The sequence below is a fragment of the Thalassovita taeanensis genome, assembly GCF_900110775.1.
Lineage (GTDB): Bacteria > Pseudomonadota > Alphaproteobacteria > Rhodobacterales > Rhodobacteraceae > Litorimicrobium > Litorimicrobium taeanense.
This window is the reverse complement of the sequence record NZ_FOEP01000009.1, coordinates 117,375-140,077: the sequence shown is the minus strand read 5'-3', so window position 1 is coordinate 140,077 and position 22,703 is coordinate 117,375. Positions and strand designations below refer to the sequence as shown.

The 22,703-nt window shown below is 61.9% G+C and carries 26 protein-coding genes and 1 riboswitch; of the genes, 21 read left to right on the top strand and 5 right to left on the bottom strand.

What is annotated here, in order from left to right; all coding sequences use genetic code 11:
- On the top strand, positions 1-261 hold a 261-nt coding region (locus BSF79_RS13290), incomplete at its 5' end, for an integrase core domain-containing protein (RefSeq protein ID WP_217650055.1).
- An 85-nt stretch (positions 262-346) separates the two neighbouring features.
- Here BSF79_RS13290 and BSF79_RS13285 read toward each other — a convergent pair.
- Positions 347-1,216: a hypothetical protein gene (locus BSF79_RS13285; RefSeq protein WP_090270302.1), complete on the bottom strand. Its 870-nt coding sequence runs from the start codon at positions 1,214-1,216 to the stop codon at positions 347-349.
- A 114-nt stretch (positions 1,217-1,330) separates the two neighbouring features.
- On the opposite strand from BSF79_RS13285, the gene miaB reads away from it, so the two are divergent.
- The 13 genes from miaB (at position 1,331) to BSF79_RS13220 (ending at position 13,766) form a co-directional block, all read left to right on the top strand.
- A complete protein-coding gene (gene miaB / locus BSF79_RS13280; protein ID WP_090270301.1) occupies positions 1,331-2,653 on the top strand; it encodes a tRNA (N6-isopentenyl adenosine(37)-C2)-methylthiotransferase MiaB in 1,323 nt (440 codons plus the stop codon).
- A gap of 254 nt (positions 2,654-2,907) precedes the next feature.
- Positions 2,908-3,480: an OmpA family protein gene (locus tag BSF79_RS13275; RefSeq protein WP_090270300.1), complete on the top strand. Its 573-nt coding sequence runs from the start codon at positions 2,908-2,910 to the stop codon at positions 3,478-3,480.
- Positions 3,481-3,500: 20 nt separating this feature from the next.
- Positions 3,501-3,815 carry a hypothetical protein gene (locus BSF79_RS13270; RefSeq protein ID WP_090270299.1) on the top strand — a complete coding sequence of 105 codons (315 nt, stop codon included), beginning with the start codon at positions 3,501-3,503 and terminating at the stop codon, positions 3,813-3,815.
- Positions 3,816-3,961: 146 nt separating this feature from the next.
- A complete protein-coding gene (locus BSF79_RS13265) occupies positions 3,962-4,972 on the top strand; it encodes a PhoH family protein (RefSeq protein ID WP_090270298.1) in 1,011 nt (336 codons plus the stop codon).
- Positions 4,973-5,040: 68 nt separating this feature from the next.
- Complete coding sequence (gene ybeY / locus BSF79_RS13260) at positions 5,041-5,550, top strand: rRNA maturation RNase YbeY (RefSeq protein ID WP_090270297.1); 510 nt, start codon at positions 5,041-5,043, stop codon at positions 5,548-5,550.
- A 33-nt stretch (positions 5,551-5,583) separates the two neighbouring features.
- Positions 5,584-6,507, top strand: coding sequence for a hemolysin family protein (locus BSF79_RS13255; protein ID WP_090270296.1), 924 nt, complete (start codon positions 5,584-5,586; stop codon positions 6,505-6,507).
- Positions 6,491-8,053, top strand: coding sequence for an apolipoprotein N-acyltransferase (gene lnt, locus BSF79_RS13250; protein WP_090270295.1), 1,563 nt, complete (start codon positions 6,491-6,493; stop codon positions 8,051-8,053). Before BSF79_RS13255 ends, lnt begins: the two co-directional genes overlap by 17 nt.
- Before the next feature lie 33 nt (positions 8,054-8,086).
- A riboswitch (SAM-SAH riboswitch) is annotated at positions 8,087-8,135 on the top strand.
- A 6-nt stretch (positions 8,136-8,141) separates the two neighbouring features.
- Complete coding sequence (gene metK / locus BSF79_RS13245) at positions 8,142-9,323, top strand: methionine adenosyltransferase (RefSeq protein ID WP_090270294.1); 1,182 nt, start codon at positions 8,142-8,144, stop codon at positions 9,321-9,323.
- A 155-nt stretch (positions 9,324-9,478) separates the two neighbouring features.
- On the top strand, positions 9,479-10,192 hold the full coding sequence (gene trmB, locus BSF79_RS13240) for a tRNA (guanosine(46)-N7)-methyltransferase TrmB (protein WP_090270293.1): 714 nt from the start codon (positions 9,479-9,481) through the stop codon (positions 10,190-10,192).
- A 97-nt stretch (positions 10,193-10,289) separates the two neighbouring features.
- Positions 10,290-11,642, top strand: coding sequence for a 3-phosphoshikimate 1-carboxyvinyltransferase (gene aroA, locus BSF79_RS13235; RefSeq protein WP_090270318.1), 1,353 nt, complete (start codon positions 10,290-10,292; stop codon positions 11,640-11,642).
- Positions 11,639-12,151 (top strand): hypothetical protein, encoded by a 513-nt coding sequence (locus BSF79_RS13230; protein WP_090270292.1) that lies wholly within the window; start codon positions 11,639-11,641, stop codon positions 12,149-12,151. The genes aroA and BSF79_RS13230 overlap by 4 nt, the downstream gene beginning before the upstream one ends.
- A complete protein-coding gene (locus BSF79_RS13225) occupies positions 12,148-12,768 on the top strand; it encodes a (d)CMP kinase (RefSeq protein WP_090270317.1) in 621 nt (206 codons plus the stop codon). The genes BSF79_RS13230 and BSF79_RS13225 overlap by 4 nt, the downstream gene beginning before the upstream one ends.
- The gene (locus BSF79_RS13220) at positions 12,765-13,766 is read left to right on the top strand and encodes an aldo/keto reductase (RefSeq protein WP_090270291.1); all 1,002 of its coding nucleotides are present in this window, start codon (positions 12,765-12,767) and stop codon (positions 13,764-13,766) included. Before BSF79_RS13225 ends, BSF79_RS13220 begins: the two co-directional genes overlap by 4 nt.
- 3 nt (positions 13,767-13,769) lie before the next feature.
- Here BSF79_RS13220 and BSF79_RS13215 read toward each other — a convergent pair whose 3' ends face one another.
- The 3 genes from BSF79_RS13215 to BSF79_RS13205 all read right to left on the bottom strand — a co-directional run bounded on the left by BSF79_RS13215 (position 13,770) and on the right by BSF79_RS13205 (position 16,180).
- Positions 13,770-14,195 (bottom strand): hypothetical protein, encoded by a 426-nt coding sequence (locus tag BSF79_RS13215; protein ID WP_090270290.1) that lies wholly within the window; start codon positions 14,193-14,195, stop codon positions 13,770-13,772.
- A gap of 90 nt (positions 14,196-14,285) precedes the next feature.
- Positions 14,286-15,104, bottom strand: coding sequence for a DUF481 domain-containing protein (locus BSF79_RS13210; RefSeq protein ID WP_090270289.1), 819 nt, complete (start codon positions 15,102-15,104; stop codon positions 14,286-14,288).
- 140 nt (positions 15,105-15,244) lie between these two features.
- Positions 15,245-16,180, bottom strand: a complete 936-nt coding sequence (locus BSF79_RS13205; RefSeq protein ID WP_090270288.1) for a LysR family transcriptional regulator — start codon at positions 16,178-16,180, stop codon at positions 15,245-15,247.
- A gap of 225 nt (positions 16,181-16,405) precedes the next feature.
- On the opposite strand from BSF79_RS13205, the gene rpsA reads away from it, so the two are divergent.
- The 7 genes from rpsA (at position 16,406) to BSF79_RS13170 (ending at position 22,229) form a co-directional block, all read left to right on the top strand.
- Positions 16,406-18,109: a 30S ribosomal protein S1 gene (gene rpsA / locus BSF79_RS13200; protein WP_281248643.1), complete on the top strand. Its 1,704-nt coding sequence runs from the start codon at positions 16,406-16,408 to the stop codon at positions 18,107-18,109.
- A gap of 312 nt (positions 18,110-18,421) precedes the next feature.
- Positions 18,422-18,703 carry an integration host factor subunit beta gene (gene ihfB / locus BSF79_RS13195; RefSeq protein ID WP_090270316.1) on the top strand — a complete coding sequence of 94 codons (282 nt, stop codon included), beginning with the start codon at positions 18,422-18,424 and terminating at the stop codon, positions 18,701-18,703.
- A gap of 5 nt (positions 18,704-18,708) precedes the next feature.
- Complete coding sequence (locus BSF79_RS13190) at positions 18,709-19,059, top strand: lipopolysaccharide assembly protein LapA domain-containing protein (RefSeq protein ID WP_090270286.1); 351 nt, start codon at positions 18,709-18,711, stop codon at positions 19,057-19,059.
- A 7-nt stretch (positions 19,060-19,066) separates the two neighbouring features.
- The gene (locus BSF79_RS13185; protein ID WP_090270285.1) at positions 19,067-19,711 is read left to right on the top strand and encodes a phosphoribosylanthranilate isomerase; all 645 of its coding nucleotides are present in this window, start codon (positions 19,067-19,069) and stop codon (positions 19,709-19,711) included.
- Positions 19,712-19,798: 87 nt separating this feature from the next.
- The gene (gene trpB, locus BSF79_RS13180; RefSeq protein ID WP_090270284.1) at positions 19,799-21,037 is read left to right on the top strand and encodes a tryptophan synthase subunit beta; all 1,239 of its coding nucleotides are present in this window, start codon (positions 19,799-19,801) and stop codon (positions 21,035-21,037) included.
- 282 nt (positions 21,038-21,319) lie between these two features.
- Entirely contained in the window at positions 21,320-21,586 is a 267-nt protein-coding gene (locus BSF79_RS13175) for a hypothetical protein (RefSeq protein WP_139246441.1), read from the top strand.
- A 145-nt stretch (positions 21,587-21,731) separates the two neighbouring features.
- Complete coding sequence (locus tag BSF79_RS13170) at positions 21,732-22,229, top strand: helix-turn-helix transcriptional regulator (RefSeq protein ID WP_245776408.1); 498 nt, start codon at positions 21,732-21,734, stop codon at positions 22,227-22,229.
- On the opposite strand, the gene BSF79_RS13165 is transcribed toward BSF79_RS13170, so the two are convergent.
- Positions 22,226-22,606, bottom strand: a complete 381-nt coding sequence (locus tag BSF79_RS13165; RefSeq protein ID WP_090270282.1) for a DUF2237 family protein — start codon at positions 22,604-22,606, stop codon at positions 22,226-22,228. The genes BSF79_RS13170 and BSF79_RS13165 overlap by 4 nt on opposite strands.
- Between the last annotated feature and the right edge of the window lie 97 nt (positions 22,607-22,703).

Here is a 22,703-nt window from a genome sequence, read left to right as displayed (position 1 = left end):
AAATGGGTTCAAGATACAGGCATCGATTGGCATTACATTGCACCCGGAAAACCTCAACAAAACGGCTTCATCGAAAGCTTCAACGGCAAGCTACGTGATGAATGCCTCAATGAAACGCTGTTCGGCACATTGGCCGAGGCTCGCAAAACGCTCGAAGAATGGCAGGAGGACTACAACTGGCGCAGACCCCATTCAGCCTTAGGCAACCTGACGCCAATGGAATTTTTGCAGAGAAAGGCGATGGACAAGATGGCGGCCTAACGACAAAGATTTAACCCTAAGGACTCCGCGCAGAGCTGGGGGAAGCTTGGGGCTCAGGTCAACTGCCGCCGCTGACTTGTGCGCTTCAGAACCACTGTCCCGGCTCCATCAGCCCCAGGTCCAGCAATTGTCGCGAGTGCCACTCGAACGGGGTCGAGTTGTGCCAGCGGAATGTCTCGATGTCGAAGGTCGAGCCGGGATTGCGCTTCAGCGCCTTCGCGGTGCGGAACGAACAGATGGCCGAGGTCAGGTTGTGGTGCCACGGGCAGGCGTAGGTATTGTATTCTTCATCACTGAAGGTGTGATCTTCGCGCAGCTTCAGCCCCAGCTTCGATTTGAACAGGGAAATCCGGTCGATTTTGCGGCGTTTTGGGGGGATATGCTCTTCGTACCGCCAGCGCAGCCCGCCGAAGAAATCCAGTTGCCGTTCCTTGGGGTGGTTATGATTTTCCACATCATTGCGCGCCAGCGCGTAATAGCCTGAGCGGTCCAGATAGGCCCCGTCCAGCGACACCGCGTTGGGGAACTTCCACAGATCCGCGGCATAGAGATCAATCACATAGCTGAGCATCGCATTGCGGCGTTCCTCGGCATGAAACGCCAGCATTTCCCCCACGGTCCGGGTCTCGCAAAATGGGAAAAACAGGTATTCCGCGTTATAGCAGTAATACATCCAAATGTCCGGCGCAGCTTCGGTCAGTTGGTTTACCGCCGTCTCGACCGCAGCGGGGCTGAGCGTGTCATAGCTGATCCGGTGCACGGTCGTGGCCACATCCTCGGCCAGAACAAAGGCGTCGGGCATGAACGCCAGAACCTGCGTGAACCCGATATTCAAATGGTGGCGCAGCGTGGTGTCGATCTCGACGTCATCTTCGCAAAACACCATTGCGACGGGCCCTTTGGCCAGTGCCGCGCGGCCTTTTGCAAGAAAATCCGTCAGGTCGTTATAGTGCATGCCCGGTCAATGCCTTTCGATTTGCCGCCAAATTCCGCGAAATCGCTGCGCATTGCAAGGTGCCCCGGTTCTGGTATAGGCAAGCACCCTGAAACCGCGGACAGGACTGACCCGATGAGCGACGTCAAAAAACTCTATATCAAGACTTATGGATGTCAGATGAACGTCTATGACAGCGAGCGCATGGCCGAGGCGTTGGGCGGGTCGGGGTATGTCACAACGGACAGTCCCGAAGCGGCAGACATGATTTTGCTGAACACATGTCACATCCGCGAAAAGGCGGCTGAGAAAGTGTATTCCGAACTGGGACGGCTACGCGCGCTCAAGGATGAAAAACCGGATCTGAAGATCGGCGTTGCGGGCTGTGTGGCACAGGCCGAGGGCGCCGAGATCATGCGCAGGCAGCCTTTGGTTGATCTGGTGGTCGGGCCGCAAAGCTATCACCGGCTGCCCGCAATGGAGGCGCGCACCCGTGTCGGGGAAAAGGCGCTGGATACCGATTTCCCCGAGGAAGACAAATTCGAGGCGCTGAAAGCCCGGCCCAAGGCCCGGCGCGCGCCTGCCGCGTTTCTGACGGTGCAGGAGGGCTGCGACAAATTCTGCGCCTTCTGTGTTGTGCCCTATACCCGCGGGGCCGAGGTCAGCCGCCCGGCCGACCGCATCCTGACCGAAGCGCGCGATCTGGTCGAGCGTGGCGTACGCGAGATCACCCTGCTGGGGCAGAACGTGAATGCGTATCACGGGGCAGGCGAGGGCGGCGGCAGCTGGTCGCTGGCGCAGCTGATCTGGGCGCTCAATGACGTTGACGGGCTGGAGCGGATCCGCTTCACCACCAGCCATCCCAATGACATGGGCGATGATCTGATCGAGGCGCATGGCACATGCCCCAAGCTGATGCCCTATCTGCATCTGCCGGTGCAGTCGGGCAGCGACCGGATTTTGAAGCGGATGAACCGCAGCCACACCGCCGAGAGCTATCTAAAGCTGATCGAGCGTATTCGCGCCGCGCGGCCCGACATTTTGCTCTCGGGGGATTTCATCGTTGGTTTCCCCGAAGAGACCGACGCCGATTTCGAGGCGACGATGGATTTGATCCGCGCCGTCAACTACGGGCAGGCCTATAGCTTCAAATATTCCACCCGCCCCGGCACGCCTGCCGCCGAGCGGCCTCAGGTGGCGGATGACGTCGCCACGGACCGGCTGAAACGGCTTCAGGCCCTGATCGCTCAGCAACAGCGCGCGGTTCAGGACAGTATGGTCGGGCGCGAGGTGTCGGTTCTGTTTGAAAAGCCGGGTCGCTTTGACGGTCAGATGATGGGCAAATCGGAATACCTGCATGCGGTGCATGTGGACGATTCCCCGGCCCGTGTCGGCGAGTTGGCGCGGGTCAGGATCGTCTCGAGCGGGACAAATTCACTGGCCGGTCAGATGCTCTGATCCGACCGGCGTTGCGGCGCGGGTGTCGGGTGAAAATTACACGAGGGCAACGATTTGCATGCGGCGCTGGATGAATTGTGGCGATTCTTGGGCATTGTTTCCTATTGAACCGCAATATGTGGTGAAATTTCCTTCACATAGCGTCTAAAACTGCTAAAGTCCTGACATTAATTCGTGCCGGGGCCAGGCCATTCTTCTGCCAGAGAATTTGGCCCCATTGGGGAAACAACGCAAAGGATAGGGCCGTGGCGAAAATGATTTCCAAAACATTTCGTACTGCTTTCGTGTGCGCATTGGTTTCGGCGCTGAGCATTGCAGGGTCGACACAGTCGGCCCTTGCTCAGCAAGCCGGACAGAGCACAGTAATCGGGGAACGTTATGTTCCAACCATCTGGATTGACCCGGATGGATGTGAGCATTGGGTCATGGATGACGGGGCAGAGGGCTATATGTCGCCTCATACCAACCGTCAGGGCATTCCGGTCTGCCACCGTGGCGATGTCTGCGGTGTGATGAACACGGATCAGCTTTTTGCCACCGACAGCTATCGCATCAACGCGTCGGGCCGTCAGCGGCTTCAGCAATTCTTCCAGCAGTCGCAGGCGCGCGCCTATATCATTGCCGGTCATACCGACAGCCGCGCCTCTGATGCCTATAACATGCGCCTGTCCTACAACCGCGCCAATTCGGTGGCCGGTGTCGCCGCCGGTGTCGGGGCCAAAGTGGTCGACGTGCGCGGGTATGGCGAGCGTGTGCCCAAGGCGTCGAACGGAACCGCTGCGGGTATGCAGCAGAACCGCCGCGTCGAAATCATCTGTATCCGCTGATTGCCTGAGGGAGAAACGATATGACATTGGGAAAAACCATTTCCGCCCTCGCCATGATTGGCGCGCTTGCGGGGTGTGAATACGGCGGTCACGGCACCGTCGGCGACGACAAGACCCGCGACCGCGGCACCGACGCCAAACACCTGAGCCAGCTGAAGGCCGGGATCTGGGTCGATCCGAACGGCTGTGACCACTGGATCATTGATGATGGCGTCGAGGGGTACCTGTCGCAGCGGCTTGACCCCTACGGCAAGCCGGTCTGTTCCGGCGTGGCCCCTCCGGGCGTGGCGACCGGGCCGTTCAAAAGCGGCTCACGGATCGCAGATACGCTCTGATTGCCGGGCAAATGCCCGTTCTCCAAGCCGCAGGCCCCGCGCCTGCGGCTTTTTTGTGCTGGATTTGTGACATTTCAACCCTACATCTTGCGCGACTCTTTATTCCTTGCCACCATCACTATGAAACTTTGACCAAGGAGACTTGATTGGCCAGCAGTGTTCTTCCCCCGCCCACCGATCCCGCCACGGCCAGTCAGGCCCTGCTGGAGTTTCCGGATAATCGATTGCTTATCGACCTTTGCGGGGAATATGACCGCAACCTGGCCGCGATCGAACAAAAGCTTTCGGTGCAGATCCTCAGGCGCGGGAACCACCTGTCGATCCATGGCGAAGAAACCGCAGTCAAAGAGGCCGAGACCGTTCTGACCGCGCTCTATGACCGGCTTGAGGCCGGGCGCGAAGTCGAAACCGGCGATATCGACCGCGAGCTGCGCATGGGCGCCTCCGAGAAAGGCACCGGCATTCTGGCGGGCGATCAGCTGGAAATGTTCCGCGCCGGACAGGTCGAAATCAAAACCCGCAAGAAACTGGTCGAACCCCGCACCGAGGCACAGAAAGCCTATGTGCAGAACCTGTTCCAGCACGAAATGGCTTTCGGCATCGGCCCGGCGGGCACCGGTAAAACCTATCTGGCCGTGGCCGTGGGCGTCTCGATGTTCCTGACCGGCGCGGTGGACCGCATCATCCTCAGCCGCCCCGCGGTCGAGGCGGGCGAGCGCTTGGGCTTTCTGCCCGGCGACATGAAGGACAAGGTCGATCCCTTCATGCAGCCGCTGTATGACGCGCTGGATGATTTCCTGCCCGGCAAGCAGACCGCCAAATTGATCGAGGAAAAGCGGATCGAGATCGCACCGCTGGCCTTCATGCGCGGGCGTACCCTGTCCAACGCCTTTGTCGTGCTCGACGAGGCGCAGAACGCCACTTCCATGCAGATGAAAATGTTCCTGACCCGCCTTGGCGAAGGCAGCCGCATGGTCATTACCGGCGACCGGTCGCAGATCGACCTTCCGCGCGGGGTGTCCTCGGGGTTGCATGATGCCGAACGCCTGCTCAAACATATCCCAAAGATCAGCTTCAACTACTTCACGTCCAAGGATGTGGTCCGTCACCCCCTTGTGGCCGCCATCATCGAAGCCTATGAGGCGGGCGACGCCTGATCCTGTTTCTTTCTGAGTGAAATACTCCGGGGGGGTGGGGGCTGGCCCCCACTTTCGGAACCCGCCCGATGCTGACCGACACAATTTTGGAAGACGACCGCTGGCAGGACGCGGCCCTCGAACCGCTGGCCGAGGCCGCGGCCAGCGCGGCGCTGACCCATCTGGGGCTTGATGCCGCGCGGTTCGAAATCAGCCTTATGGGCTGCGACGATGCCCGCATCGCCACGCTGAACGCGGATTTTCGCGGCAAACCCAGCCCGACAAACGTGCTCAGCTGGCCGTCCGAAGATCGCGCCGCCGAAGCCGATGGCGGTACGCCCGGTCTGCCCGAAAACCCGCCCGCCGACGGGCCGCCGGACGAGCTGGGCGATATCGCCATCGCCTTTGAAACCTGCGCGCGCGAAGCCGACGAGGCGGGCAAACCGATGGCGCAGCATGTGACGCATCTGATTGTTCACGCAACCTTGCATCTTCTGGGGTATGACCACGTCCGTGACAAGGATGCCACGCTGATGGAGAAGATTGAGGCGCAGATACTTGGCAAAATGGGTCATCCTGACCCATATATGGATCATTGAGCGGGTTTTCCCCGCGCATTCTGGAAAGGTAAGATGGGCGACAGCACCGACGGGTCTTCTATGGCAGCGCAAAGCGCGCCGGCTGAGGACGACAGTAACAGCACTGCTCCGGCCGGGTTTTTCCGGCGTATCATCGGGGCGCTCAGCCCTTCAGACACAGGCAGTCCCGTTTCAGAGGATCTGACCAGCACCTCTCAGCAGGGGCTGGGCCATGCATTGGATATCCAGTCGCTGGGCCGTGTCCGGGTCGAGGATGTGGCGGTGCCCAAGGCCGATATCATCTCGGTCCCGATCACCATGACCAAGGATGAGCTGGTCGAGGTGTTCCGCGACACCGGGCTCAGCCGCCTGCCAGTGTACAAGGGCACACTGGATACGCCGATGGGCATGGTCCACCTCAAGGATTTCGCGCTGAAGCACGGGTTCACCGGCACCAGCGGCCCACGGTTTTCGCTGAAACAGATGCTGCGCCCGTTGTTGTTTGTGCCGCCCTCGATGTCGATCGGCGTGCTGCTGCAAAAGATGCAGGCCGAGCGTCGGCACATGGCGCTGGTGATCGACGAATACGGCGGCGTTGACGGCTTGGTTACGATCGAGGATCTGATCGAACAGGTCGTGGGCGAGATCGAGGATGAGCACGACACCGACGAGGATCAATACTGGGTGGTCGAAAAGCCGGGCCAGTATCTGGCGCTGGCCAAGACCCCGCTGGACGAGTTCGAAGCCGAGATCAACCGCTCGCTGACCGAAACCGATGCGGTGGACGGCGAAGAGATCGACACGCTGGGCGGTCTGGTCTTCATGCTGTCTGGCCGGGTGCCAGTGCGTGGCGAGGTGGTACAACACCCCGCCGGGCTTGAATTCGAGGTGGTCGATGCCGATCCTCGCCGGATCAAGCGATTGCGCGTGCGTCTGACAGATGCGGGCAGCGATACCAAAGATGCCACGGCCGCCTGACCCGTCTCCGCTGTTGTCATTGGCCCCCCGGCTTGAACGCTGGGCGGCCCGGCGCGCCTTGCGGTTGCGGTTGCTGCTGGCGGTGATGTTTGGCGCCGTGGCGGCGCTGGGGCAGGCGCCGTTCGATCTGTGGCCGGTGGCGCTGATCGGGCTGGCCGGGCTGTTTGGCCTGTTTCACACGGCTGACACTCCGCGCCGCGCTGCATTGATCGGCTGGGCCGGGGGCACGGGATATTTCGCGCTGGCGCTGGTGTGGATCGTCGAGCCGTTCATGGTTGATGCCGTGCGCTTTGGCTGGATGGCGCCGTTTGCCCTGCTGTTTCTGGCGACGGGGCTGGCGCTGTTCTGGGGCGCGGGCTTTGCCCTGGCGCGCGGGATCGGCGGGCGCGCTGGCCGGCAGGCGGCGGCCTGGGTCGGCGCGCTGGCGCTGGCGGAACTGGCGCGCTCCTATGTGTTCACCGGCTTTCCGTGGGCTTTGATCGGTCACATCTGGGTGCCCTCGGCGATGCTGCAATGGGGGGCGGTGCTTGGGCCTTTGGGGCTGACGCTGATCGCGCTGGCGGCAGCGGTCACGATTTGGCGGCTGTTTGGCCCGCGCCCGCGTGTGGCGCTGGTGTCGCTGGTGGTGCTGGCCGCGATGTTTGGCGCGGGCGCGTGGCGCGCGGCCACTGGCCCTGCACCGCGCGGAGTGCCGGTGGTGCGACTGGTACAGCCCAACGCGAAGCAAAGCCAAAAATGGGACCCTGAGGTTATCCCGACGATCTTTCGCCGTCAGATTGAGTATACCGCCGCAGGCGCGGCGCGGCCTGACCTGATTGTCTGGCCCGAAACTGCGGTGCCGGTCTTGCTGGAATACGCCGACACCACGCTTGCCGTGATCGCCGAGGCTGCTGCGGGTGTACCCATGGTGCTGGGCATTCAGCGCGAGGACGGACCGCGCCTGTATAATTCTGCCATTGTTTTAGGCAAAGACGGGCAGGTCAGCGGGCTTTATGACAAGCACCACCTGGTGCCGTTTGGCGAATACATGCCGCTGGGCGATCTGGCCGCGCGGTTCGGCGTGCACGGTCTGGCCGCCGCCGAGGGGCAGGGATATTCCGCAGGCCCCGGTGCGCGGCTGTTTGATCTGGGCGATCTGGGCCTTGCCCTGCCGCTGATCTGCTACGAAGCGGTGTTCGCGCAAGATGTCTCGGCCGCGCCCAAGCGACCGGCGTTTTTGCTGCAAATCACCAATGACGCGTGGTTTGGGCAGTTTTCCGGGCCATATCAGCATCTGGCACAGGCACGGCTGCGCGCGGTCGAACAGGGCCTGCCGATGGTGCGGGTCGCCAATACTGGCGTGTCGGCGATGATCGACGCGCGTGGGCGCGTCACCGCCAGCCTGCCACTGGGGCGGGCGGGCTGGATCGACGCCCCCTTGCCTGCGCCCGGTGCAGTAACCATTTATGCAGACACTGGTGATAGCCCGGCTGCACTGCTCAGCCTTGCGCTGCTGTTGTTTGCCTTCGTCCAAAATGCCGCGATCCGCGCCCGAAAACCCGATTGACCCCGCGAACTTAGCCGCGTAACCACATCTTACCCCCTGCCACAACGGCTTCCTGACGTGGCGGGCAGAACCCACTGGAGCACTTTTCATGTCCCGACAGAACTATATTTTTACCTCCGAGTCCGTCTCGGAAGGCCACCCGGACAAGGTCTGTGACCGGATCTCGGACGCGGTGCTTGATGCGTTCCTGGCCGAAGAACCCGAAGCCCGCGTTGCCTGCGAAACATTTGCAACCACAGATCGCGTTGTGATCGGTGGCGAGGTGGGGCTGTCGGATCAGTCCAAGCTGGCCGAATATATGGGCAAGGTCGACGAGATCACCCGCGCCTGTATCAAGGATATCGGCTACGAGCAGGACAAGTTTCACCACGAAACCGTCGAAATCACCAACCTGCTGCACGAACAATCTGCCCATATCGCACAGGGCGTCGATGCCTCGGCGGACAAGGACGAAGGGGCCGGCGATCAGGGCATCATGTTCGGCTATGCCACCAATGAAACCGACGCGCTGATGCCCGCGCCGATCCTGTATGCCCATGCGATCCTGCGCCGCCTGGCCGAAGCGCGCAAATCCGGCGAAGAGCCGACCCTGCGGCCCGACGCCAAATCGCAGCTTTCGGTGCGCTATGAAAACGGCAAGCCTGTTGGCATCACCTCGATCGTGCTGTCGACGCAGCACGCCGATGAGGATCAGACCAGCGCCCATATCCGCGAGATCGTGGAGCCTTACATTTTTGAGGTCGTGCCAGAGGGCTGGATCACGCCCGACACGCAGTGGTGGGTCAACCCGACCGGCAAATTCGTGATCGGTGGGCCGGATGGCGACGCGGGCCTGACCGGCCGCAAGATCATCGTCGATACCTATGGCGGTGCCGCACCGCATGGTGGCGGCGCATTTTCGGGCAAAGATCCGACCAAGGTGGACCGCTCGGCCGCTTATGCCGCGCGGTATCTGGCGAAGAACGTGGTCGCCGCCGGTCTGGCAGAGCGCTGCACCATTCAGCTCAGCTATGCCATCGGCGTGTCGCACCCGCTATCGATCTATGCCGATACCCATGGCACCGGCGCGGTTGACCCCGCCGCGATCGAGGCCGCGATTCCGCGGTTGATGGACCTGACCCCGCGCGGCATCCGCTCGCATCTGGGCCTGAACCGTCCGATTTATTCGCGCACGGCGGCCTACGGCCATTTTGGCCGCGCGCCCGAAGCGGATGGCGGTTTCAGCTGGGAACGCACCGATCTGGCCGAGGCGATCAAGGCGCTCGTCTGAACGCCGCCCTAACCTTGGCTTTTCCACCTCTGGCCCGCCCCGATTTATATCCGGGCGGGCCGTTCTGTTTCGGCGCGCCCCGCACCCCTGCCGTTGCGCGCAACCAGCGCCTCCCCCATTGATCCGGCCCGGCGCAGCAGGTAGAGACCACGCCCATGACACAGGACACGCACCCCACGGGCGCCCCATGGCGCAATTTTTATGGCCGCTTCAAGGGCAAGACCCTGCGCGACAGCCAGCTTCGCTATCTGGATGAGGATCTTGAGGGGCTGTCGCCCGGCAAGATCAGCTGGGAAGACAACCCCGACCGCACCCCGCTGGACCTGAACGCGCTGTTCGGCGACCGCGATGTCTGGCTGGAGGTTGGATTTGGCGGCGGCGAACATATGGTGCACCAGGCCGCGCAAAATCCAACTGTCGGCATCATCGGCTGCGAGCCGTTTCTGAACGGCGTGGCCATGCTGCTGGGCAAAATCCGCGAGGCGGGCGTGGACAACGTGCGCGTCTATCCCGGCGACGCAAGGCACATCTTCGATGTGCTGCCCGAAGCCAGCATCAGCCGCGCGTTCCTGCTGTACCCTGATCCCTGGCCGAAAAAGCGCCACCACCGCCGCCGGTTCGTGACGCCCGAGCATCTGGAACCGCTGGCCCGTGTGCTGAAACCCGGTGCGATTTTCCGGGTGGCCACCGATATTCCCGACTATGTGCGCCAGACTTTGGTCGAAGTACCCAAAGCCGGGTTCGAGTGGTTGGCCGAGGGGCCGCAGGATTGGCGCCAGCCCTGGGGCGACTGGATTTCCACCCGCTATGAGCAAAAGGCGCTGCGCGAGGACCGGGTGCCGCATTATCTGACGTTCCGGCGGCGGTAAGTCCGGCGCAGTGAGTATTTGGATCAGAAAGAAGCAGTGATGGACCGGGCCAATGGCTTGGGCTATCACGCGGCGAGGTTTTATTGAGGAGATCCCCATGTCTGGCCACGGCACCCCGATTCCGATGACATCCCGCGCCTGCGGCCCGTTGCAGGGTGCGGCGCAAGTGCCGGGCGACAAGTCGATCAGCCACCGCGCGTTGATTCTGGGCGCGCTGTCTGTGGGCGAGACGCGGATCACCGGCCTGCTGGAAGGCGAGGATGTGCTGGACACTGCCAAGGCGATGCGGGCCTTCGGCGCCGAGGTGACGCGCGACGATGACGGAATGTGGCATGTGCACGGCGTCGGCGTGGGTGGCTTTGCCGAGCCGGGCCATGTGATCGATTGCGGCAACTCGGGCACAGGTGTGCGGCTGATCATGGGGGCGATGGCCACCTGTCCGATCAGTGCGACGTTCACCGGCGATGCCAGCCTGAACAGCCGTCCGATGGCACGGGTGACAGATCCGCTGGCGCTGTTTGGCACGCAATCGGTGGGGCGCGCGGGCGGGCGCTTGCCGATGACCATCGTGGGCGCGGCCGATCCGGTGCCGGTGCACTACGTGGTGCCGGTGCCGAGCGCGCAGGTAAAATCGGCGGTATTGCTGGCGGGGCTGAACGCGCCGGGGCAGACGGTGGTGATCGAGAAAGAGGCCACACGCGACCATACCGAGCGGATGCTGGCCGGGTTCGGCGCCGAGATCACCACCGAGGTGACCGACGAGGGCCGTGTCATCTCCCTGACCGGGCGGCCGGAGCTGCGACCGCAGACCATCGTTGTGCCGCGCGATCCGTCTTCGGCGGCTTTTCCTGTGTGTGCCGCGCTGATCGTGCCGGGCTCGGATGTGCTGGTGCCTAATATCGGGCTGAACCCCACCCGCGCGGGACTGTTTGAAACCCTGCGCGAGATGGGCGCCGATCTGACCTATGAGAACCTGCGCGAAGAGGGCGGCGAGCCTGTTGCCGATCTGCGCGCGCGCTATTCCCCGGCGCTGCGTGGCATCGAGGTGCCGCCTGCGCGCGCCGCCAGCATGATCGATGAATATCCGGTGTTGTCGGTGGTCGCGGCCTTTGCGACCGGTGCCACCGTGATGCGCGGCGTCAAGGAGCTGCGGGTAAAGGAAAGCGACCGGATTGCCGCGATGGCGACCGGGCTGCGCCTGAACGGGGTCACGGTCGAGGACGGCCCGGATTGGTGGACTGTCCACGGTCTTGGCCATGGCAATGTGCCGGGCGGGGCGACCTGCGCCAGCCATCTGGACCACCGGATCGCGATGTCCTTCATGGTGCTGGGCATGGCGACACAATCGCCGGTCAGCGTTGATGACGGCAGCCCGATCGCCACGTCTTTCCCGATTTTTGAGCCGCTGATGGCCGGGCTGGGGGCGCAGATCGAAAGGGTCGGAGCGTGATCCGGGCCGCCTATTGGGTCGCTGTGGCCGCAACGCTGGGTGTTTACGCAGTGATGGTGCTGTGGACTTTGCCCGAGATTTCCGCCCAGACCGGGGAATTGCGCCCATTTGATCTGCGCCCGACCGGCTATTCCAGCGCCGAGGCGCGCGCGTTTCTGGCTGCCCTCAGCGACAAGGGGCGCGCGCTGTATCTGGGGCCACAACACTGGCTGGATCTGTTGTACCCGGCCCTGTTGGCGATAACCCTGGCCGGGGCTGTCCGTGCGCTGGTGACGCCCAAGGCATTGCAGATTGCGCTGATCACGAGTGTGATGCTGGGCATGGCCGCGGATTATGTCGAAAACACACTGGTGGCACGGATGCTGAATGAAACCGGGGCGGTGCCCGATGGGTTGATCGCACTGGCCAGCTGCGCCACGGTGGCGAAATCAGTGCTGACAGGCGTGGCGATCCTTGCGGTTTGCGCCGGGCTTTTGCGTGCCGGATGGGCGCGATGGAGAACAACATGACACCTTTCACGATCGCAATCGACGGGCCGGCTGCGGCAGGCAAGGGCACGATTTCCAAGGCTGTGGCGGCGCATTTCGGCTTTGCGCATCTGGATACCGGGCTGCTGTATCGCGCGGTGGGCGCGCGGATGTTGACGGGAACCGAGCCAGTTCAAGCCGCGCAAACCTTGACGGCGGCGGATCTGCAAAGCGATCAGCTGCGCACGCCCGAGGTGGCGCAGGCTGCCAGCAAAGTGGCCGTGATCCCCGAGGTCCGCGCGGCGCTGATCGAATTTCAGCGCGCTTTTGCCCGCCGGGCAGGCGGCGCGGTTCTGGACGGGCGCGATATCGGCACCGTCATCTGTCCCGATGCCGAGGCCAAGCTGTTCGTCACCGCCAGCGCTCAGGTTCGGGCCGAACGGCGGTTTCTTGAATTGCAGGCCAAAGATGACACCACCACCCGCGCGCAGGTGCTGGCCGATGTGATTGAGCGCGATGCCCGCGACAGCGAACGCGCCACCGCGCCATTGAAACCCGCCGCCGATGCGGTCATCATCGACACGTCGGATCTGAGCATCGAGGCCGCCATTCAGGCTGCCATTGCCGCAGTCACCCCCCGGATGGAGCTTCGCACATGACCCTTTGCACGCTGGGCACCAATGGCCCCAAGGTTTCCGCGCTGGGGATCGGCGCCATGTCGTTCTCTGACTTCTATGGCCCCACCGATCAGGATCAGTCGCACGCCATTCTGGACCGCGCGATGGACACTGGTGTGACCCTGATCGACACGTCGAACGTGTACGGCATGGGCAAATCCGAACTGGCGATCGGCAGCTATCTGGCCGCACGCGGGCAGGCGGCGCGCGATCACTTCGTGATCTGCACCAAGGCGGGCATCAGCCGCACCGACGAGGGTAAGCGCGCCTTCGACAATTCCCCCGCGCATCTGGAATCCGAACTGGACAGCAGTCTGAAACGGCTGGGCGTGGACTGCGTCGATCTGTTCTATGTTCACCGCCGCGAGGCCGCGCGCCCGATCGAAGAGGTGACCGAAACGCTGGCCCGCCTTGTCGCCAAGGGCAAAACCCGCAGCATCGGATATTCCGAAATCGCGCCCAGCTCGCTGCGCCGCGCCGCTGCTGTGCATCCCATTGCCGCCGTGCAATCGGAATATTCCCTGTCCACCCGCGCGCCCGAACTGGGGCTGGTGCAGGCCTGTGCGGATCTGGGCACGGCGCTGGTGGCGTTTTCGCCGGTGGGCCGCTCGTTGCTGACCGACATGCCGATCAGCGCCGCCACCGTGGCCGAGCTGCCGTTTCTGTCCGGCAATCCGCGCTTCATGGCGCCGAATTATGCCGCAAATATCGCGCTGACCGCCCCCTTCCGGGCGCTGGCCGCAGATATGGGCGTGCCCGCCGCCGCTTTGGCGATCGCCTGGGTGCTGCATCAGGGGGCGCATGTGCTGCCAATCCCCGGCACCCGCTCGGTGGCGCATTTCAACGAACTGCTGCGCGGCACCACCCTGACGCTGACTGCCGATGATATCGCCCGTATCGAAACCGTTCTGCCGGTCGGCTGGGCGCATGGCGACCGCTACAGCGACGACCAATGGAACGGGCCGGAACGCTTCAGCTAGGCCCTAGTGCAACCGCCCCATCGGCGCGTCATCGGTAAACATCCGCTGCTGCACGCAGAACTTCAGCGCGCTCCAGCACCCCTGCCGGGCGATCTGCTCGGGGGTGGTCGAGGCCGGGCAGAACGGCAGAAACAGGCTGTCGTCAAACCGCGAAACCTGCGGAAATAAAACCTGCCCCGGTCGGGTCAGATGATCCAGCATGTCCAGCTTCACGAAATACAGCTGCCCACACAGGCGCCGCAGGCCGGGCAGGCTGGCGAAAAAGTCGAACACCACATCAACGGTTTCTTCCGCGCCGACGATCAACAACGTCGGCCCGCTGTCACCGCCCGCAATCCGGTACCCGATGTCCAGATCACCCTCGGGCGCGGTCAGTACCTCGACAAACCCGGCGGCCCGGATCGGTTCATTCCCAGTCACAATATGCATTCTTGTTCCTCCTCGAACGAGATGTGCCTATAAAAAAGGGGGCGGATCGCTCCGCCCCAAGTTTACTGATTGGATAATCGGGGGCGGGGATCAGAAGCCGAGAACCAGAGCCACACCCAAAGTGTTTTCGAATTCGTCTGCCGCTTCCGAGTCGTAGTCGGTGCGATAGCTGAAGCGTGTCGACATCACGTCGCTCATCTTGAAGTTCACACCCAGATCGTTCGACGCGATCGTGCCATAGTCGGACCCCAGAACATCGGTGTCGTTGGTCAGCGAAATCGTGTCGGTGAACTTGTGATAGAACCGCGACGAGATGATGCCGCTGCCTTCGGTCATGTCCACACCCGCGGCGGTTTTCACATAACGTACACCGGGGCCAGCCTGAACGCGCCAGGTGGTGGTGGGGGTGTTGATCACACGCACACCGGGGCCGAACCCGATGAAGGCTTCATGCTCGTCGGTCGAAAACGCGTCATACTCGTACCGCGCCAGGCCGAAGGCATAAAACTTCTCGGTGAAATACCGGTTGGCTTCATAGGTGCCGAAGAACTCCTTGTCGGTGGTGGTGCCGCTGGTTTGGCCATATTCCAGCGCAACGCCAACGAAGTGGTTCCAGGCGCCGGTGCCATAGGTCATGCGGCCCGCCATCGAGATTTCGCCGGTATCCGTCGCGCCATCGCTCGACGATGCCGAGAATGCCAGCGATCCGCGCCAGCCCTGCACCACGCCCAACGGGCCAAAACGCTCGGCGTCGTTTGCGTCGTCCAGCTTGTCCTGTGCGTCTTCGGTGATGTCGTCGATACGGTCGTTCAGGTTGTCCAGTCCGGTCAGTGCGGTCTGTGCGACAACCGGCGATGCAATCAGCAGGGCCAATGCAGAGGCCGATGCGAGTTTGGAGATCATTTTCATGGCTCTATCCTATTCTCAGGTGGTTGTGGCTGATCCCCGGTCGGGGGCCAGAAGCAATCACTGCTTGAGACAGGTTTTAGAAGATGCGATCACATAAGAGAAATTGCGTTTATTCGTGCTTGAGCCGAGCATCTCTCATGTCAATGCCCGTTTTCGGCCTCGCCCAGCACCAAAGTCTCGGCGTCGCCGCTCAAATTTGCCAGATCTGACAGGATGTTAGACTGGATCTTGCCCAGCTCGCCGGTGATCGCCGCCAGGCTTGCGCTGGCCGCCGCGCGCACGATCGGGTCCACATCCTCGCGCCAGACCACCCAAATCGGATAGGGAAAGCGTGGCGCGTCGGGCACAAGGTGCAACTCGCCCGCATCAAGATGACGCTGGACATAGCGCGCGGGCAGGTACGCCGCCGCCCGGCGGTTGATCACATAGTCCGCCCCCAGCGCCCCCAATGACATCGTCAGCCCGCTGTTCTTCAGCTCGGGCAGGCTCAGCGCATGGGCGCGCACAAATTCCGGCCCCCAATCAATGAAAACATACCGCCCATCCAGATCCAGCGTCGGCTCGGGCCAACTGGCCACCAGAATCAGCTCTTCCTGCAAAATCTGCTGAACGTCAAACCCCGGTCGCAACTGCGGCGAATAGGTCAGCGCGCATTGGATCACCCCTTCGCTCAGAAACCGGGTCAGCCGGTCCGGCATGCCCAGCTCGGCGCGCAGGCTCAGATCGGGCACCATCGCCTGTATCCGGTCCAGCCAGCGAAACCCCAGCCGCGGCCACAGCGAATACTGCGCCCCGATCGTCAGGGACCGGCTGAATCCATCCGGAATGGCGATCTGCTGGCGCGCCTCTTCCCACAGCTTCACCATGCTCAGCGCATAATGTTCGAACTCACGTCCCGATGGGGTCAACTCTGCCCCGGCTTTGGACCGCGTGAACAATTGCTGCCCCAGCCCGTCCTCCAGCCGCTGCACCCGCAGGCTGACGGCGGATTGGGTCACATACAGCCGCTCTGACGCGGCCACGAATGATCCGGTGGCGGCGACTTCCAGAAAGGTTTTGATCAGCGTGATATCCATCGCGCCACTTTGATCGTCCCGGCGCGCCGCCGCAAGACCATCGGGCTGTCATGGTTCTTGATTATCCTGTCTAACAGCAGTATAGAGCGCCCTGTCGATAAGGCATCATGGCCGTATAATAAAGATATCTGACAGGGTCGGGGCAACCGGCCCTCTTTGTTTTGCGGATGCCCAAGGACCAAACCTCAAGACCGGCGGAGACAACCGCATGGCCAGAAAACAGTAATAAAGGAAATCAGAGACCACATGGCTCAGAACGTATCTATGGAGGATTTCGAAGCCCTCCTGAATGAAAGCTTCGAAATGGACACCCCCGAAGAGGGATCGGTTGTCAAAGGCAAGGTTATCGCGATCGAAGCGGGCCAGGCCATCGTCGATGTCGGCTACAAGATGGAAGGCCGCATTGACCTGAAAGAATTCGCAAACCCCGGTGAAGCCCCCGAAATCGCTGTCGGCGATGTCGTGGAAGTCTTCCTGCGTCAGGTTGAGAACTCCCGCGGCGAAGCCGTCATTTCCCGCGAAATGGCCCGCCGCGAAGAAGCATGGGATCGTCTCGAAAAAGCCTATGCCGACGAAGCCCGCGTCGAAGGCGCGATCTTCGGTCGCGTCAAAGGTGGCTTCACGGTCGATCTGGGCGGCGCTGTTGCGTTCCTGCCCGGCAGCCAGGTTGACGTGCGCCCCGTGCGCGACGCCGGCCCGCTGATGGGTCTGAAGCAGCCGTTCCAAATCCTGAAAATGGACCGTCGTCGTGGCAACATCGTTGTGTCGCGTCGCGCCATTCTGGAAGAATCGCGTGCCGAACAGCGTGCCGAAGTTATCGGTCAGCTGAAAGAAGGCGATGCGGTTGACGGCGTGGTCAAGAACATCACCGAATACGGTGCGTTCGTTGATCTGGGCGGCGTTGACGGGCTTCTGCACGTCACCGACATGGCATGGCGCCGTGTGAACCACCCGTCGGAAATCCTGTCGATCGGCGAGACCGTCAAAGTTCAGGTCATCAAGATCAACAAAGAAACCCACCGCATTTCGCTGGGCATGAAGCAGTTGCAAGACGATCCGTGGGATCTGGTCGCTGCCAAATTCCCGCTGGAATCGGTACACACCGGTCGCGTCACCAACATCACCGACTACGGTGCATTTGTTGAGCTCGAGCCCGGCGTTGAAGGTCTGGTTCACGTCTCCGAGATGTCCTGGACCAAGAAAAACGTCCACCCCGGCAAAATCGTGTCCACCTCGCAAGAGGTTGAGGTCATGGTTCTGGAAATCGACGCCGCCAAGCGTCGCGTTTCCCTGGGTCTCAAGCAGACTCAGCGCAACCCGTGGGAAGTGTTCGCAGAAACCCATCCCGAGGGCACCGAGGTCGAAGGCGAAGTCAAGAACATCACCGAATTCGGTCTGTTCATCGGTCTTCCCGGCGAAATCGACGGCATGGTTCACCTCTCCGACCTGTCGTGGGACGAGCGTGGCGAAGAAGCGATCCAGAACTACCGCAAAGGCGATGTGGTTCAGGCCGTTGTCTCCGAAGTGGACGTCGAGAAAGAGCGTATCTCGCTCTCGATCAAAGCTCTGGGTGGTGACAAGTTCGCCGAAGCCGTTGGCGGCGTGAAGCGTGGTTCGATCATCACGGTTAACGTCACTGCCATCGAAGATGGCGGCGTTGAGGTCGAATACGAAGGCATGAAGTCGTTCATCCGTCGTTCCGATCTGGCCCGTGACCGTGCCGACCAGCGCCCCGAGCGTTTCTCGGTTGGTGACAAGGTTGATGTGCGCGTGACCAACGTCGACGCAAAAACCCGTCGTCTGGGTCTGTCGATCAAAGCCCGCGAAATCGCCGAGGAAAAAGAAGCCGTCGAGCAGTATGGCTCCTCCGCTTCCGGCGCCTCGCTTGGCGACATTCTTGGTGCGGCGCTGAAAGGCGACGAAGACTAAGTCCTGACGCCTGGCGTTTGAAAAATCAGACCCCGCAATCCTCTGGGTTGCGGGGTCTTTTTGTGTCTGCGCCCCGGCCCGGCGCAAATCGACCTGCCGAATCAATGCCTTCGCTGCACTGCGGCACCGCGCGAGAACGCTCAACCTAGGGGCAGTGCCGGAAAAAAGTTAACATTATCCGGTTCTTCTCGCCGTATTCGTGCGGGATTTCGGGTTTTGGAGCATCGTTCCTGTTTCCGAATTTAATCTTTCTTCCTATAGTCACCCAAGGGCACGCGCCGCATGATATGTCTGTACCGGGGGACAATGACGATGATCAGATCGGAACTGATTCAGAAAATCGCTGACGAAAATCCGCATCTGTTTCAGCGGGATGTTGAAAAGATCGTGAATACCATCTTCGATGAGATCACTGATGCCATGGCCCGCGGCGACCGGGTCGAACTGCGCGGTTTCGGCGCGTTCTCCGTCAAGAAGCGCGATGCCAGAGTGGGGCGGAACCCGCGCACTGGCGAATCGGTCGAGGTCGAGGAAAAACACGTTCCCTTCTTCAAGACCGGTAAACTGCTGCGCGACCGTCTCAACGGAAAGTAAACGCTATGCGCTATATTCGCTATGCCTTCCTCGCCTGCCTTGGCGTTGCCTTGGTGTCCGTGGCCCTTGCCAATCGCGGCGTGGTCACGCTGTCGCTGCTGCCCGCAACCCTGGCCGAATTTCTGGGGCTGAACCATCAGATTTCGCTGCCGCTTTTCGTGGTGATCTTTGGCGGCATCGTGACTGGTCTGCTGATCGGGTTCCTGTGGGAATGGATGCGCGAATACAAGCACCGCGCCGAGGCCAGCCGCAAAGCCCGCGAAGTTCACACGCTGGAACGCCAGTTGCGGCGCGAAAAACGCCGCGGCGCCGGTCCCAAGGACGAAGTCCTCGCCCTGCTGGACGAAACTTCCTGAGGCCGCCATGCCCGCCAATATCAAGGTTAAGATCTGCGGGCTGACCCGCCCCGAACATGTGCTGGCCGCCGCCGAAGCAGGCGCGGCCTATGCCGGATTCGTGTTCTTCGCCAAATCACCGCGTCACGTCGGGGTCGATCTGGCTCGCGATCTGGCGCTCGAAGCGCCGGTCGGGCTGGCGAAAGTCGCGCTTGTCGTCAATGCCGACGACGCCACGCTTGACACCATCACCGCCCGCGTCCCGCTTGATATGTTGCAACTGCACGGCCACGAGACGCCCGAACGCGTCGCCCAGATCCGCGCCCGCTATGGCCTGCCGGTGATGAAAGCCGTGGGCATCGCCGATGCCGCCGATCTGGCGCAGATCGACACCTATGGCGCGGTGGCCGATCAGCTGCTGATCGACGCCAAACCGCCAAAAGACGCTGTGCTGCCCGGCGGCAATGGCCTGTCGTTCGACTGGCGTCTGGTGAACCGCAAATACTGGCCGCGTCCGTGGATGCTGGCCGGGGGGCTGACGCCTGAAAACGTGGCCCTGGCGATCCAGATGACCGGGGCGCGTCAGGTTGATGTCTCCTCGGGCGTCGAATCAGCGCCCGGCGTCAAAGACACCACCCTGATCCGCGCCTTTGTCGCCGCCGCCCTGCGCTAGGCGCCCGCAATTATCGCTGGAAAAAACCCGCCCGGCCCCATATGCACGGGGGAACCCAAGACAACCATGATCCAAGGGGGGCAACCCATGGCCAATGACCTTTTCAACAGCTTCATGACCGGACCCGACGAAAAGGGCCGTTTCGGCGATTTCGGCGGGCGGTTCGTGTCGGAAACCCTGATGCCGCTGATCCTTTCGCTCGAAGAGGAATACGAGAAGGCCAAGACCGACGAGGATTTCTGGGCCGAGATGAACGATCTGTGGACCCATTACGTTGGTCGCCCCAGCCCGCTCTACTATGCCAACCGCCTGACCGAACATCTGGGCGGCGCCAAGATCTATCTCAAGCGGGACGAGCTGAACCACACCGGCGCGCATAAGATCAACAACGTGCTGGGTCAGATCATTCTGGCCCGCCGCATGGGCAAGACCCGGATCATCGCCGAAACCGGGGCAGGGCAGCACGGGGTGGCCACCGCCACCGTCTGCGCCAAGTTCGGCCTGAAATGCGTGGTCTACATGGGCGCGCATGATGTTGAACGTCAGGCCCCCAACGTGTTCCGCATGCGGCTTCTGGGCGCCGAAGTGATCGCCGTGACCTCTGGCCGCGGCACGCTGAAGGACGCGATGAACGATGCCCTGCGCGATTGGGTGACCAACGTGCACGATACCTTCTATTGCATCGGCACCGTGGCCGGCCCGCACCCCTATCCGGCGATGGTCCGCGATTTCCAGTCGATCATCGGCAAGGAAGTCCGTGAACAGCTGCAAGAGCAGGAAGGCGAAGGCCGTCTTCCCGACACGCTGATCGCCGCCATCGGCGGTGGCTCGAACGCGATGGGCTTGTTCTTCCCCTTCCTCGATGACCCCTCCGTGAACATCATCGGGGTCGAGGCCGGCGGCAAAGGCGTGAACGCGAAGATGGAGCATTGCGCCTCGCTCACCGGCGGTCGCCCCGGCGTGCTGCACGGCAACCGCACCTATCTGTTGCAGGATGACGACGGCCAGATCCTCGAAGGGTTTTCGATTTCGGCGGGCCTTGATTACCCCGGCATCGGCCCCGAACACAGCTGGCTGCACGAGATCGGCCGCGCGCAATACGTCGCCATCACCGACAAGGAAGCGCTGGAAGCGTTCCAGCTGTCCTGCGCACTCGAGGGAATCATTCCCGCGCTCGAACCCAGCCACGCACTGGCCCATGTGATGAAGATCGCACCGACCCTGCCGGCCGACCATATCATCGTGATGAACATGTGCGGGCGCGGCGACAAAGACATTTTCACCGTCGCCAAACACCTCGGAGTCGAGATCAACACCGGCGGCTAAGCCCCGCCACATAAACTTTTGGCCTATCCGGGCCACAGGCCTCCGGTTCGTCAGAACCGGGGGCTTTTTTGTGTTTTGCGCATGGGGCGGGATTCTCTGAAAACCTCGTAAACCAAAGTTTATGGCCATTTCACATTGGTTTAAGAGGCTGATTTTAAACTGATTATGCATAGAATATCAGCGGTTTGAGTGTTTTCTCCACAGTGTCCAAACGGGGCACATCGAATGGTCGATGGCGGCCCCGTCCAATCAAAAACCGGACTGAACCAAGGAGAAACCACAATGAACCGCTTTCTTACTCTGACCGCCGCCTGCCTTGTTGCCACCGCATCTGTTGCCGCCGCCCAAGGTGGCCCCGATCAGTGGAGCAACGCCGACACCACCCAAGCACAAGTCACCCGCGCCGCCACTCAGGGCTGCGGTCACACCGCAGTTGTTCCGGCCTACGTCTCCGAAGCTTTCGCTGGCCCCGAAGCCGCGACCGACGCGTCGACCCCGGCCACCGTGTTTTGCTCGACCGCGCCGCTGACTGCCGACACCCCCCGCTAAGTCCATGCGTGCCAATGGGAAGGCGGTTCACCGCCTTCCCCAAATACCCGACGTAAAGCCCGCGCGTCGCGAAAAACCCGACGCCCAGACTTGCAGCCCCCTACCGAACGCCCTACCTCAGGGTTTCACTCAGGGAACGCTGCACGTGACCAATTCCAAAAAGCTCATCATCGCCGTGATCATGGCCGTTCAGGTCGCATGCACCGTGTTCTTCGTGTCCGAAATTTTTCTCAAGGAATTCGGCGTGACCACCCGGCTGATTCCGGTGCAGGGCCGCCAGAACGCACAGATCGGCGCGGCGCTTGGCCTGTCTTTGGGCATCGTGATGGGCTGGGTCGCCCTGCGGCGCAGCATTCAGCACACCCAGCAGGTCGAGGAAAAACTCCGCGTCGCCTCGGGTGCGTTCATGGATCTGCTGGAAGAACGCTTTACCCATTGGGGCCTGACCCCGGCCGAGCGTGACGTGGCGCTGTTCGCCATCAAGGGCCTCAGCACGCACGACATTGCCGACCTGCGCAATACCTCCGAAGGCACGGTCAAGGCCCAGTCAAACGCCATCTACCGCAAGGCGGGCGTGTCTGGCCGCCCGCAGCTTCTCAGCCTCTTCATCGAAGACCTGATGAGCGACACCCTGCCGCGCTAGCTCCTAGGCTGGTGGCCATAAAGCTCAAGTATCTCCAGCGGCACAATATCCAGCGCCGCCTGATGCGTTGCCGCCAGATTGACCAGCGGCGCACAGCCCTCGTCATGTGCCTGCAAGAACCGCCCCGCGCACAGGCACCAGTGATCACCGGGCTTCAGGCCGGGAAACTGAAACTGCGGATGCGCCGTGCTCAGGTCATTGCCGACATATTTCGAATAGGCCAGAAACTCGGCGGTCATGATCACGCAAACCGTGTGGCTGCCCTGATCCTCCGCGCAGCTGTTGCAATGCCCGTCGCGGAAAAATCCCGTCAGCGGCAGCGCCGAGCAACTCTCAAGAGCGGTGCCCAATACGTTTATTGACGGGTATTTTTCCATTTCGCTCTCCGGCAGGGGCGGGCATAAATCGTGTCGGCATTGTTACTGTAGCGCGCTTTTCACGGCTTGGCACGAACAGGATCGCAACAGCCACAGC